The organism is Tepidanaerobacter sp. EBM-49 (assembly GCF_001896645.1).
In the GTDB taxonomy this organism is placed as follows: domain Bacteria; phylum Bacillota; class Thermosediminibacteria; order Thermosediminibacterales; family Tepidanaerobacteraceae; genus Tepidanaerobacter; species Tepidanaerobacter syntrophicus.
The window spans coordinates 12,101-25,515 of record NZ_MPPE01000013.1; the positions used below are offsets into that span (position 1 = coordinate 12,101).

The 13,415-nt window shown below is 39.2% G+C and carries 11 protein-coding genes and 1 riboswitch; of the genes, 8 read left to right on the forward strand and 3 right to left on the reverse strand.

Features of this window, described 5'->3' with window-relative positions:
• The 5 genes from purM to dapB all read left to right on the forward strand — a co-directional run bounded on the left by purM (nt 1) and on the right by dapB (nt 5,659).
• Entirely contained in the window at nt 1-1,056 is a 1,056-nt protein-coding gene (gene purM / locus BUE08_RS02070) for a phosphoribosylformylglycinamidine cyclo-ligase (protein ID WP_353682071.1), read from the forward strand.
• A complete protein-coding gene (gene purN, locus BUE08_RS02075; RefSeq protein WP_281742839.1) occupies nt 1,044-1,688 on the forward strand; it encodes a phosphoribosylglycinamide formyltransferase in 645 nt (214 codons plus the stop codon). Before purM ends, purN begins: the two co-directional genes overlap by 13 nt.
• The gene (gene purH, locus BUE08_RS02080; RefSeq protein ID WP_286680240.1) at nt 1,681-3,243 is read left to right on the forward strand and encodes a bifunctional phosphoribosylaminoimidazolecarboxamide formyltransferase/IMP cyclohydrolase; all 1,563 of its coding nucleotides are present in this window, start codon (nt 1,681-1,683) and stop codon (nt 3,241-3,243) included. Before purN ends, purH begins: the two co-directional genes overlap by 8 nt.
• 35 nt (nt 3,244-3,278) lie before the next feature.
• Nucleotides 3,279-4,532 carry a phosphoribosylamine--glycine ligase gene (purD, locus tag BUE08_RS02085; protein WP_286680241.1) on the forward strand — a complete coding sequence of 418 codons (1,254 nt, stop codon included), beginning with the start codon at nt 3,279-3,281 and terminating at the stop codon, nt 4,530-4,532.
• 353 nt (nt 4,533-4,885) lie between these two features.
• Nucleotides 4,886-5,659: a 4-hydroxy-tetrahydrodipicolinate reductase gene (gene dapB, locus BUE08_RS02090; RefSeq protein ID WP_059032974.1), complete on the forward strand. Its 774-nt coding sequence runs from the start codon at nt 4,886-4,888 to the stop codon at nt 5,657-5,659.
• Here dapB and BUE08_RS02095 read toward each other — a convergent pair.
• Nucleotides 5,626-5,988, reverse strand: coding sequence for a zinc ribbon domain-containing protein (locus BUE08_RS02095; RefSeq protein WP_213951682.1), 363 nt, complete (start codon nt 5,986-5,988; stop codon nt 5,626-5,628). The two genes, dapB and BUE08_RS02095, sit on opposite strands and share 34 nt — an antisense overlap.
• 168 nt (nt 5,989-6,156) lie before the next feature.
• Nucleotides 6,157-7,209: a nicotinate-nucleotide--dimethylbenzimidazole phosphoribosyltransferase gene (gene cobT, locus BUE08_RS02100; RefSeq protein ID WP_213951683.1), complete on the reverse strand. Its 1,053-nt coding sequence runs from the start codon at nt 7,207-7,209 to the stop codon at nt 6,157-6,159.
• Between the two features lie 98 nt (nt 7,210-7,307).
• A riboswitch (cobalamin riboswitch) is annotated at nt 7,308-7,499 on the reverse strand.
• A gap of 166 nt (nt 7,500-7,665) precedes the next feature.
• Between cobT and BUE08_RS02105 the strand changes: the two genes are divergently transcribed.
• Nucleotides 7,666-10,035 (forward strand): DNA internalization-related competence protein ComEC/Rec2, encoded by a 2,370-nt coding sequence (locus BUE08_RS02105; protein WP_286680242.1) that lies wholly within the window; start codon nt 7,666-7,668, stop codon nt 10,033-10,035.
• The gene (gene holA / locus BUE08_RS02110; RefSeq protein WP_286680243.1) at nt 10,032-10,988 is read left to right on the forward strand and encodes a DNA polymerase III subunit delta; all 957 of its coding nucleotides are present in this window, start codon (nt 10,032-10,034) and stop codon (nt 10,986-10,988) included. Before BUE08_RS02105 ends, holA begins: the two co-directional genes overlap by 4 nt.
• A gap of 61 nt (nt 10,989-11,049) precedes the next feature.
• On the opposite strand, the gene rpsT is transcribed toward holA, so the two are convergent.
• A complete protein-coding gene (gene rpsT, locus BUE08_RS02115; RefSeq protein ID WP_059032969.1) occupies nt 11,050-11,322 on the reverse strand; it encodes a 30S ribosomal protein S20 in 273 nt (90 codons plus the stop codon).
• A gap of 289 nt (nt 11,323-11,611) precedes the next feature.
• On the opposite strand from rpsT, the gene lepA reads away from it, so the two are divergent.
• Nucleotides 11,612-13,414, forward strand: a complete 1,803-nt coding sequence (lepA, locus tag BUE08_RS02120; protein ID WP_059032968.1) for a translation elongation factor 4 — start codon at nt 11,612-11,614, stop codon at nt 13,412-13,414.
• The last annotated feature ends 1 nt before the right edge of the window (nt 13,415 follow it).

The window sequence follows — 13,415 nt, forward strand, 5'->3', positions numbered from 1 at the left end:
TTGGAAAGGGTGTGTGTTAAAATAAAGCGCGCAACTTATAGAGATGCCGGAGTAGATGTAGATGCGGGCAATCGTGCCGTAGAACTGATGAAAGAACATGTGCGTTCTACTTACAGACCGGGTGTGCTTGGAAACTTAGGCAGTTTTGGAGGTTTTTTTCAGCTGGATACAAAAAAATACAAGGAACCAGTTTTAGTATCCGGCACTGACGGAGTAGGAACAAAACTTAAAATTGCCTTTATGATGGATAAACACGATACAGTAGGCATTGACGGCGTAGCAATGTGCGTAAACGATATTATAGTTCATGGAGCAGAGCCACTGTTTTTTCTAGATTACATTGCGCTTGGCAAACTCATACCTGAAAAAGTTGCCGATATAGTGAAGGGTGTATCAGCCGGCTGCAAGATGGCCGGCTGTGCGCTTATCGGCGGCGAGACGGCAGAAATGCCGGGTATGTATGCCGAAGACGAATATGACATTGCGGGTTTTGCCGTGGGCGCTGTTGAAAAAAGCAAGGTTATAGACGGTTCAGCTATAGAAAAGGATGACGTAGTTATAGGAATAGCCTCATCAGGCCTGCACAGCAATGGTTTTTCTCTTGCAAGAAAGGTATTTTTTGAGATTGGCAAATTTTCATCATCAGATTATATAGAAGAACTTGGGAGAACCTTGGGAGAGGAACTTTTGGAGCCTACCAAAATTTATGTAAAAACCGTGGAATCTCTTAGCAAATTCGATATTCACGGCATGGCCCATATCACCGGCGGCGGCATTATAGAAAATCTGCCACGCATACTGCCTGAAGGCATACATTTTTCTATCAAAAAAGGTTCATGGGAAATTCCACCGGTATTTAGTTTGATACAGAAAATAGGACAAGTAAGCGATAAGGAAATGTACCGCACCTTTAATATGGGTATAGGATACGCGGTTGTGGTATCTTGCGATGCGGCAAATGAGGTCTTAAATGTCTTGCAGAAAAATGGTGAGAAAGCATGGATAATAGGCAGGGCAGTTAAAGGAAAAGGCGGGGTGGTATTTTGCCGAAGTTAAAGATTGGGGTTCTTGTATCAGGCTCAGGTACCAACCTTCAATCGATAATCGACAAGTCAGAATCCGGTTATATTCCGGGAAGTGTGGAATTAGTAATTTCAAGCAAAAGCGGTGTTTATGCCATAGAAAGGGCAAAAAACCACAATATACCGGCATATGTAGTCGCTCCGAAAAATTATAGCACTAAAGAGGATTACGAAGACAAACTAATAGAGATTCTCCAAAGCTATAATGTTGATTTAGTTGTTTTAGCTGGCTTTATAAAAGTCCTTTCACCACATTTTGTTCAAGCTTTTGCCGGTAGAATCATGAACATTCATCCCTCACTTATTCCGGCATTTTGCGGTGAAGGATTTTATGGCGAGAAGGTTCACAAAGCCGTGCTGGATTATGGAGTCAAAATAACCGGTGTGACGGTTCATTTTGTTGATGAAGGTGCGGATACAGGACCTATAATTTTGCAAAGAGCTGTACCTGTAATGGATGATGATACTGTCGAAACCCTGGCAGCTCGGGTTTTAGAGGAGGAGCATAAGATATACCCCGAGGCCGTAAAATTATTTGCTGAAGGAAGATTGAAAGTTGAAGGCCGAAGGGTAAAAATAATCAAACAGGAGGATGGCAATGATTAAACGAGCATTAATATCAGTTTCAAACAAAGAAGGCCTTATCGAATTTGCCAAAGGCCTTAGCGATTTAGGGACACAGATACTATCGACGGGAGGTACTGCTAAGGCCTTGCAAGATGCGGGCATAAAAGTTACACCCGTATCTGATGTTACAGGCTTTCCTGAAATTCTCGAAGGCCGAGTCAAAACCTTGCACCCAAAAATACACGGCGGTATCCTGGCAAAAAGAGATAGCGAAGCTCATATGCAGCAAATTGCAGAATTGGGAATTGAGCCTATTGATTTAGTCGCTATCAATCTTTACCCATTTAAAGAAACCATAGAAAAACCCGAGGTAACCTTAGAAGAAGCAATAGAAAATATAGATATCGGCGGCCCGTCGATGCTCAGATCTGCAGCAAAAAACCATAAAGACGTTATAGTAATCGTAGATCCGGCAGATTACGAACCGGTAATCCAAGAACTAAAAGAAAAAGGCGATATAGATATAACCAAGAGAATGAAACTTGCCTGCAAGGTTTTTAAACATACAGCTCATTACGATGCATTAATTTCTGATTATTTAGAGAAACAGCTTTTGGCCGGAGAAAAAGAAACCTGCAAAACTTTAGAATTTCCAAATGATCTTACATTAGCTTATGAAAAAATCCAGGATTTGCGTTATGGCGAAAACCCCCACCAAAAAGCTGCTTTTTATGGAGAAATTGGAAGGCATCAAGGCACCCTTGCAGGAGCAAAGCAATTATGGGGCAAAGAGCTCTCATTTAATAATATTAACGATGCTGATGCTGCATTAAAGGCAGTTAAAGAATTTGATATACCAACAGCCGTTGGCTTAAAACATACAAATCCCTGCGGTGTTGCATCAAGCGATAATATCTATGATGCATATGTTAAAGCGTATGCAGCCGATCCTACGTCGATTTTTGGCGGGATCGTGGCCTTTAACAGACCTGTGGATGCGAAAACTGCCCAAGAGCTGGTAAAGATATTTTTAGAAATCGTTATAGCTCCGGCTTTTGAACCGGAAGCCTTAGAAATACTTAAGACTAAGAAAAATTTACGCCTGCTTGAAGTAGATTTTAGCGGCAAAACCGACTTCGGTCTTGACATGAAGAAAGTATCCGGGGGTTTGCTGGTTCAGGAGTTGGATACAAAAGATTTTAACAAGGAAGATTTGAAAGTCGTAACAAAACGTGCTCCATCAGAGAAAGAAATGCAGGACTTGCTGTTCGGATGGAAAGTAGTAAAACATGTAAAATCTAATGCCATAGTTTTAGCCAAAGATCTTGTGACCGTAGGCATAGGCGCAGGGCAGGTGAACAGGATATGGCCCACAGAACAAAGCATAGCTCATGCAAAAGACAAGGCAAAGGGCTCTGTTCTGGCCTCTGATGCATTCTTCCCGTTCTCGGATGTTGCAGAAACAGCGGCAAAAGCAGGTGTTACGGCAATTATCCAACCTGGTGGTTCGCTAAGAGATGAAGACTCTATACAAGTTTGCGATAAATATAACGTAGCAATGGTATTTACAGGAATGCGGCATTTCAAACATTAAAAAGTAAGTAAATTCTAATAAAGGAGGCGCCTTGCGTGAAAGTCCTAGTGGTGGGAGGAGGAGGCAGAGAACACGCGATTGTGTGGAAACTTGCCAAAAGCCCCCAAATTGACGAAATATATGCTGCGCCCGGAAACCCCGGTATCGGCCGATTGGCAACATGTGTAAATATAGCTGCAGAAGACATACCAGGACTTGCTGAGTTTGCAAAGAAAAATAACATAGATCTTACCGTTGTAGGGCCGGAAGCGCCGCTTGTAGCAGGGATTGTAGATGAATTCAAAAACAGAGGATTGACTGTTTTTGGTCCCGACAAAGCTGCAGCTCAAATAGAAGGAAGCAAAATATTTTCTAAAAACTTGATGAAAAAGTATAATATACCAACAGCAGATTACAAGGTTTTCGAAGATCCAAATGATGCCATATCCTATATTGACACTGCTCCGATGCCGATTGTAGTAAAGGCTGATGGTTTAGCTGCAGGCAAAGGAGTTATAATCGCTCCCGACAGAAGCACTGCCAAAGAAGCGGTAAAAACCATGATGATAGATAAAGCCTTTGGCAAATCCGGCTCCCGCATAGTTCTTGAAGAATATTTAGAAGGGCCCGAAGTAACAGTGCTGGCTTTTTGCGACGGAAAAAGAGCGGTGCCTATGGTAAGCAGTAGAGACCACAAAAGAGTCTTTGACAATAATAAAGGGCCAAATACAGGCGGCATGGGGGCAGTTTCCCCTGCCCCTGCATATACTCCCGAAATAGCAAAAATAGTAGAACGCGATATAATACAGGGGACAATTGATGCAATGGCTAGCGAAGGAGCTCCTTTTCAAGGAGTTCTATATACCGGTCTCATGATTACAAAAAACGGCCCTAAAGTTCTTGAATATAACTGCCGCTTCGGCGATCCGGAAGCTCAAGTTGTAATTCCAAGACTTAAAACTGATTTGGTGGAAGTTATGCAAGCTGTAATAGATGGCGATCTAACGAATGCGAAAATAGAATGGAAAAGTGAAGTTGCAGTATGCGTAGTAATTGCCTCCGGCGGATATCCGGGCCATTATGAAACAGGTAAAGTTATAAGTGGTTTAGATGATGCTGAAAAGAATGGAAGCATAGTTTTTCATGCCGGAACAGCAGAAAAAGACGGGAAAATCATTACTGCAGGAGGCAGGGTTCTTGGGGTTACCGCTTTAGGTAAAGATGTTGATGAAGCAAGAAAATTAGCTTATGAATCTGTATCAAAAATACGTTTTGAGGGCATGCATTACCGAAAAGATATCGGCTTGTAAGCAAGGTACACAAGGTACACAGGGGTGAACACAGGGGTGAACACAGGGGGACGGTTCTTTTGTGTTGTCTGACAACACAAAAGAACCGTCCCCCTGTGTTCAAAAAATGACTTGACTTTAGTTAGCTGGTCTCTATGCTGTCCTGTTTAGTTAGCTGGTCTCTGTGTTCCTGTGTTATGTTATGTTTGTTTGTTCCTCCCCTGTGTTAGCTGTTATATAAAATTTAAAAAATGCATAAAAATTATATAAAAATAGTTATTGAATAATAAAAAGTAACGTGGTATTATTACAAATAATTATAATTTTTATTGTTGATAATGAATAATTGTCGCAACTTAAAGGAGGCTAAAGGTATGATAAAAGTAGTAGTAAGCGGCGCTGGGGGTAAAATGGGACAGGCCGTTACAGACCTTATAAACACATCAGATGATATAAAAGTTATAGGAGGATTCGATTTATTTGCAAAAGGCAGCGAGAATTTAAAAATTTATGATGACTTATATAAAATTCCTGAGGTACCTGATGTAATAATAGATTTTTCAAATCCTTCTGCTATAAAAAATCTTACAAAGTATGCTGTAGAAAAAAATGCAGCACTTGTTATAGGGACTACCGGACTTACAGATGAGCATAAGGAGATGCTTCATAATGCCGCAAAATCTGTGCCGGTATTTGTTTCACATAATATGTGCCTTGGGATAGCGCTACTTTCCAACATAACAAGACAAATGACTGAAGTTCTCACAGACCATGATATTGAGATTATTGAAAAGCACCATAATCAAAAAATAGATGCGCCAAGCGGCACAGCGCTTATGATTGCTGATTCTGTAAAAAAAGTGCGCAAAGATGCTTTTTATGTCTATAATAGAGCAGATGTCAGAAAAAAGCGTGACAAAAACGAAATCGGAATACATTCCATTCGCGGCGGTAACCTGGTTGGAGAACACACTGTTCTTTTTATAGGAGAAGATGAGACCATATCAATTTCACATAACTTGACATCTAGGAAAGTTTTGGCCTCCGGAGCTCTTAAAGCGATAAGATTTACCGCAGCCCAAAAACCGGGATATTACTCTATGGATGATTTGGTTCAAAGCAGCTTTTGTCCGCAAAAAGGACAATAAGCAAAACTTGGATTTATAAAGCTTCCACAATTCGGGCAAATATTTTTTGGTATTTTTATCTTTTGAAGACGGTTGAAATCTATTTCACCATCTCGCTTCAGCTCTTTGGCGTAATCCGGGTCTACCATGAATATGGCTCCGCAGCACCTTAATTTAATGTAATACTGACGATTCCATTTAAAAATAGGTATAAAGAAAAAATGAAAGTATGTAAATGACTCCCAAAGTTCTGCCCTAGTAAGCTTACCACATTCAGGGCAAATTACATTATCAAATTCTTTAATCGTACGCTCTTTTTGTTGGATTCCAAAAATGCCAAAGAAAAACATAAAACTCCTCCTGAAATTTTGAGTATTTTGTTAGGCCTTTTTGAATAAATTATACATTATTGAACCTTTAAAATAAAGAGCAGCTTGTATACATAAAATTATATACAAACGACCACTCGCAAAATGAGTGGCCGTTTGTGCATGATAGCGTGAACTTTATATATCTTTTTATTTTGAAGAAACACCGGCTTCACTAAATGTAGCCATTTCCCTTAATATTTTCAGACTTGCATCTACTAAATTCATTGCAAGGGCGGCTCCGGTGCCTTCACCAAGCCTCATGTTCATAATCAAGATAGGTTTGATGCCTAGAAAGTCAAGTATCACTTTATGACCGGGTTCTTCAGAAAGGTGAGAACCCAACATATAATCTTTTGCAAGAGGCGCCATTTGTGCTGCAATAAGTGCCGCTGCGCCTGAGATAAATCCGTCGATGATGACCGGAACGCGGTTTGCTGCGCATCCAAGTATTACCCCTGCAAGACCTGCTATTTCAAGTCCGCCGACTTTAGACAGGACATCTAACGGATCGCTGGGGTCAGGATTATTTACAGATAGAGCTTTTTCAATGGCGGATATTTTTATTTTAAGTCTTTCGTCATCTACTCCGGTGCCTCTGCCTACCACTTCTCTAACCGGCATTTTACTATATGTCGCAACGATAGCAGAACTTGGGCTAGTATTTCCTATACCCATTTCACCTATAGCTGTCAAACCGGCACCCTCGTTTATAGCCATTTCAGCCACTTCTATGCCTACCTCGATTGCCTTGGCGGCTTCTTGACGAGTCATTGCAGGACCTTCTGCCATGTTTCTTGTGCCATAGGCAACCTTTTTCTTTATAATATTAGGCACATCCGGCAAATCTTGGGCAACTCCTACATCTACCACATATAATTTAGCGTTTTCGTGCCGCGTAAGGACACTCATGGCAGCTCCACCGTTTACAAAGTTAAACAGCATTTGGGATGTGACTTCCTGAGGAAAAGGAGCTACCCCCTCTTTTACGATTCCATGATCGCCTGCCATTAAAATTGCGGCTTTTTTTGGTAAATCAGGTATAGGAGTGCGCGTTATACCGGCTATCTGTTTTGCAATAGCTTCCAACATGCCTAAGCTTCCCTGGGGTTTTGTAAGATCATCTAATCGAGCTTGGGCTTTTTTCATAGCATCTTGGTCCAAAGGACCGATCTTTTGAATTGTCTCTTCAATCTTATCCATTTCAAATTACCTCCTTAGGGTAAATAAATAATTTTGTAGTAAAATAAAAAGTCCTAAGATTGAAAGTTCAATCTTAGGACTTTGCCATCATCCTAAAGACTCATAAACATTTTTAGGCAGGTCTCCTGGCTTGCAGTTCAATGCTGATTCACGCCTTCCCGAAAGACTTCTATCTTCGGTGGCAATTGTGAACAGCTCCCTGCTTACAGTGGCGGGTCCGCTGCAGGATTTTCACCTGATTCCCTATTCTCCCGTAATACATTACAGGCACCTAAAAAGTTTATTATTTATTTTCCATAATATATATTCTCCAGAGATTTGGTTTTTCCTCTTTTTTATCTAGTTAAATTTTAAATTTTTTATCTAGTTAAATTTTAAATTTAAAAAGGGATTTTAGACACCATCGAAGAAGTAAGCATTATAAGGCTTTTCATAAAATCTTAAGGAGCTATATAAATGCATCGTCCCTTTCAATTTTTTGTTACATATTTCTCCATAGGAATAATAGCAGCAGCTTATATGGAGAAAATCAATATTATAATTATAGCTACAGTTGCTATCGTTTTGGCTTTAATAGTCTCTTTAACCATTGTGCAAAACAAAAACAATAGAAGGAAAGTCTTATCCGGCATCTTAATCTTTGTAATAGGGATTTGTTACTGCAATTTTAGAGTTTTAGCATCTAAGGGCACAATAGCTGAATTTACAGGAAGCCAACAGATCGTAATAGGAACGGTAAACGATACGCCTACCATAAAAGGCGATCGCGCTATTTATAATGTAAAAGTGTCTTCTGTGCTGCAAAACAGGAAATACATACCTGCCAGCGGAAAAATCAGGCTTTCCACTATTATTAATCAAGACAAGAGTATATATAACTATGGTGATATAATAAAGTTTTCGGGAAAGCTTAAATTGCCCCAGCAAAGGAGAAATCCAAATGGCATAGATTACAGAGCATATCTTTTGCAAAAAGGCATCGGTGCCAAAATGTTTTCTGATAAAGTAGAAAAGATATCCGAGGCTCGGAAAAACCCATTTATGGCAGCGGCTTTTTCTTTAAGACAGCATCTTACAGCATTTTATAGCCTTCATCTTCCCGAGGACATTTCTCCAATAATGACGGGAATTACTCTTGGGATAAAAGATGAAATTCCAAAAGATACAATGAAAGCAGTAAAAAACGTCGGAGCAGCTCACATCTTGGCGGTTTCCGGCCTTCATGCCGGCATAGTTTATGGGGCTCTTGAATTCTTGACTTATAAATTAAAACTTCCACCTGTAATATCTTTTATGAGCAAAACCGGCGCACTGATATTTTATAGTGCAATGGCAGGACTTTCACCTTCTGCGGTTAGAGCTGCCATAATGATAATAACTTTGATGTTTTCAAAACTTGTTGGCAGAAAAAACGATTCAATAAACACATTGTGTCTTTCTGCGACAGTTTTATTAATTATAAATCCGTTAAATCTTTTTTCGATAAGTTTTCAACTTTCATATGCGGCGGTCAGCGGGATTGTCGTTTTATTTGAGAAACTAAGGGCACTTTTTGATAAAATCCCGGCTTTTTTAAAAGACCCATTAGCTGTAATGATTTCAGCCCAGCTTGCAGTAGCGCCTTTTGCAGCATATTATTTTAACAGCATATCGCTTACGGGATCTATTGCAAATCTTCTCGTAGTGCCGCTGGCAAGTGCTGCACTAATTACAGGACTTGTATCCGGGATTACAGGTCTCTTATTTCCTGCTGTCGGAGCCTTTTTTATCAAGGTTCCATATGTTTTACTAAAACTTATTGAAAAAATTGTAATGACAGCATCTAAATTTCCCTTTGCTTCCGTAATAATTTCTACACCTTCTCCTTTGATCATAGCCCTATATTTTTTGTTATTACTCCTTTTATTTGATATTCTGCAGATTGCCGGGATAAGCGAGAAAAATAATGTAAAATGGAAAAAGCCTATAGCACTGATTTTATTTGTTATAATTGCGATTTTTTCTGCTGGGCCTTTCAAGAGTTTCGAGGTGACTTTTGTAGATGTGGGACAGGGTGATTGCATTTTGATAAAAACAAGAGGAAATAAAACAATCTTAATTGATGGGGGAGGAGCTCCTCCATATTATGAAGGGGACTTTGATACTGGAGAAGATATAGTGATTCCGCTTCTTTATTCGAAAGGAATTAAAGAAATTGACCTGGTGATATTTAGCCACTTTGATGACGACCATGCAAAAGGGTTGCTTTCTGTTTTGGATTCCGTGAATGTTGGAGCTATTATGTATGGAGCACCTGAAGACGTTGATATATACAATGAGATGATAGAAATTGCACGAAAAAGAGGAATCAAAACGCTAAAAGTTCAAAGAGGTGATAGATTTAGTGTAGACGGTGCACATTTTAAAGTGCTAAATCCCGATCCGCTTGCACAAGGGAGCCAATCAAGTAACGACAACTCTGTTGTATTAAAAATGAAATACAATGATATAAGTTTTCTTTTCACCGGAGATCTTGAATACCAGGTAGAAAGAGAGCTTGTGGCATCGAGGCTTGACATAAAAGCAGATGTACTTAAAGTGGGCCATCACGGCAGCAGATCATCTACATCCAAGGAATTTCTTGAAAAAGTTCAGCCGGCATGTGCGGTGATTTCGGTAGGAGAGGATAATAATTTTGGCCACCCGACGCCGGAAGTTTTAAATCGGTTGGACGAAAACAATGTAAGGATTTTTCGAACTGATAGCAGCGGTGCTATAATCTTTAAAATTTCCGGTCAAAATGTTAAAATATATAAAACGATTAATGAAGGGCCGAAGTTCTTATGAAAAACCTTATTCTTTTTTTTGGCGAAGAAAAACTGCTAATCGATGAAGCAATAGCTAATTTAAAAAATAAAACTATCCCTCAGGGCTTACAAGCTATAAATTTCATCTCTTTCGACGGTAAAAACGCAAAGGAAGAAGACATACTCGATGCTTGTGACACTGTTCCTATGATGTCCGAAAAGAAAATTGTAGTTGTCTATGATGCATCATTTTTTAAAAATGAAGGCAAGATGAGCAGTGAAAGGCAAAAATGGTTTTTGGACAGGCTAAAAAGGGTGCCTGCACATACTTATCTGATATTTACCACATCTCAAGTCGATAAACGCAGTAAGATTTTTAAGTTTTTTCAAGCAAACGGCGTGGCTTATGAGTATAAACCTCTTTTGCAAAAAGATAAAGCATTTTGGATTCAAAAAAGAGCCAAGCTTTACAATAAAAGCATAGATTTAAGAACCGCTTACTTTATCGCCGAATATACCACAGATTTATATCAGGCAGATAATGAATTAAAGAAGATAGCGTCATTTGTGGGAGAGAGAGTAAAGATTGAACAAAACGATTTAAATGAGATTTTCTCTAAATCCCTTGAAGGTAATATATTTGAAATGATGGACTATATAGGTTCTAAAAGACCTGCAGAGGCTATTAAATCCCTGAATTACCTTATGGAGCGAGGAGAAAAGGGAGCGGTAATTTTATATATGATATCAAAACATATAATGAATTTGCTTACGGTAAAATCTATGAAAGGCATAGAGCGTGAAATGATTCAAAAAAAGACAGGAATGCATCCTTTTGTGCTTAAAAAAGCAATATCTCAAGCCGAAAATTTTTCAGTTGGTGAATTAGAAAAGGCATTAAAACTTTGTCAAGAAATAGATATTGCGATAAAAACCGGTAAAATCGATGAAAAAATTGGCATTGAACTTTTAGCGGCTAAAACAGCTATTTGAGATATATTGTAAGCTTTAATCTTTTATAAAGAAAAAATGCGTAAGCTTTGCTTACGCTAATTTAGCTGGCATTGTTTAATTGGGAAAGTTTCTTGTATAGACTTGATTTTTTGCGAGCAGCTGCATTTTTGTGAATAACGCCGTTGGATGCAGCTTTATCAATAGTCTTAATAGCTTCCCTCAGGCTTGCCTGTATTTGCTCGGAATCAGCTGTACTGATAGCTTCCGAAAATTTCTTTATGGAATATCTTACCTGTGATTTGATCTTGTTATTGTGAAGCGTCCGTTTAATTGTCTGACGTGCACGCTTCTTTGCCGATGCAATATTTGCCAAATGTGTTCACCCCCTTAAACGCTAGGGATATTTTATCACGTCATTTACCAAAATGCAAGGGAAGGCCAAATATTTAAACTGGACTTTTTCACTTTAATCACAGGGAAGAATCTTATCAACTTTTTCAAGGATCCTTTGCTGCGTTCAAGATAGCAAGCACTATTTTCCGGAAAAGAAATTATTTCAGCTTCCAAATAGCATTAACTGCTTTGATATATGGTATATTGCTAAAAAATGCTTAAAAATATATAATTAGATTTAAGTTTAGAAATTAAGAGGAGGAACATCATTGCCCATACCTCGTGAGAGAATAAGAAATTTTTGTATTATTGCCCATATAGATCACGGCAAATCAACACTTGCTGATAGGCTTTTAGAATATACAGGCACTATCTCTGAACGAAAGATGCAAGAGCAAGTAATGGATAAGATGGAGCTTGAAAAAGAAAGAGGCATTACCATAAAAGCTAAAGCAGTGAGAATGATATACAAAGCTAAAGATGGTGAAGAATATCTTTTAAATCTGATAGATACACCGGGGCATGTAGACTTTAACTATGAAGTATCAAGAAGCCTTGCTGCCTGCGAAGGCGCCCTGCTTGTGGTAGATGCTACCCAAGGTATTGAAGCCCAGACTCTTGCAAATGTTTATCTTGCCTTAGAACACAATTTGGAGATTATTCCTGTAATAAATAAGATTGATCTTCCAAGCGCTGATCCTGATGAAACAAAGCGAGAGATTGAAGATATCATCGGCCTTGATGCCCAAGACGCTATATTGGCTTCGGCAAAAACCGGCGAAGGAATAGAAGAGATATTGGAGGCTGTAGTCAAACGCGTGCCTGCTCCGACAGGATCCGCTTCTTTACCTCTAAGAGCTTTAATATTTGATTCCCTTTATGATGCTTATAAAGGAGCGGTAGCTTTTGTCAGAGTTATAGATGGAACCATAAGGGCAAAACAAATGATAAAGATGATGTCTACCGGAAAAAATTTTGAAGTAGCAGAGGTAGGCATGTTCAATCCTGATATGCAGCCGGTAGATTTGCTTGAGGCAGGGGAAGTAGGATATGTGGCAGCCGGCATAAAAAATGTTATCGATACCCGAGTAGGAGATACAATAACCGATGCGGAAAAACCGGCAAAGCAGCCTCTACCCGGCTACAAAAAAGCTGTACCGATGGTGTTTTGCGGCATATATCCGGCAGAAGGGGAAGAATATGAAGATTTAAAAGATGCTCTCGGCAAACTTCGGCTCAGCGATGCTTCACTATTTTTTGAGCCCGAGATATCTGCTGCCCTAGGTTTTGGATTTAGATGCGGCTTTTTAGGCCTTTTGCATATGGATATTATTCAGGAAAGACTAGAACGAGAATATGATCTTAATATTATAACAACAGCTCCAAGTGTTGTCTTTAAAGTTATTAAGACCGATGGAAGTATAGTAGAAATAGATAATCCTACAAATTTCCCTGATCCTTCTGAAATTGACTATATTGAAGAACCTTACGTACGAGCATCTATAATGCTGCCAACAGAATATGTAGGTGCTATTATGGAACTGTGCCAAGAAAGACGTGGGGAAATGAAGGATATGGAATACATCAATGAAAAGCGGGTTATTTTGAGATACGATATGCCGCTTTCCGAGATAATATATGACTTTTTCGACCAGCTTAAGTCAAGAACTCGAGGCTATGCTTCACTAGATTATGAAATAACCGGATACAGAAAATCCGAGATGGTAAAACTTGATATTCTCATTAATGGCGAAATCGTCGATGCACTTTCTTTTATCGTACACAAGGACAAGGCATATATTCGCGGGCGCCAAATAGCAGAAAGATTAAAGGATGTTATTCCCAGACATTTATTCGAGATTCCTATACAAGCAGCTATAGGAGGCAAAATAATCGCCCGGGAGACAGTAAAGGCATTAAGGAAAAATGTGCTTGCAAAATGCTATGGCGGAGATATAACCCGTAAGAAAAAACTTTTAGAAAAACAAAAAGAAGGCAAAAAGAGAATGCGGAAAATCGGCAACGTAGAACTTCCACAAGAAGCCTTTATGTCAGTATTGAAGATGGATTAAG

Excerpts from the sequence above, each read along its gene's own strand:
- dapB (WP_059032974.1), top strand. The coding sequence starts at position 4,886 with ATGATAAAAGTAGTAGTAAGCGGCGCTGGGGGTAAAATGGGACAGGCC.
- purH (WP_286680240.1), top strand. The coding sequence starts at position 1,681 with ATGATTAAACGAGCATTAATATCAGTTTCAAACAAAGAAGGCCTTATC.
- BUE08_RS02095 (WP_213951682.1), bottom strand. The coding sequence starts at position 5,988 with ATGTTTTTCTTTGGCATTTTTGGAATCCAACAAAAAGAGCGTACGATT.
- BUE08_RS02105 (WP_286680242.1), top strand. The coding sequence starts at position 7,666 with ATGCATCGTCCCTTTCAATTTTTTGTTACATATTTCTCCATAGGAATA.
- holA (WP_286680243.1), top strand. The coding sequence starts at position 10,032 with ATGAAAAACCTTATTCTTTTTTTTGGCGAAGAAAAACTGCTAATCGAT.
- cobT (WP_213951683.1), bottom strand. The coding sequence starts at position 7,209 with ATGGATAAGATTGAAGAGACAATTCAAAAGATCGGTCCTTTGGACCAA.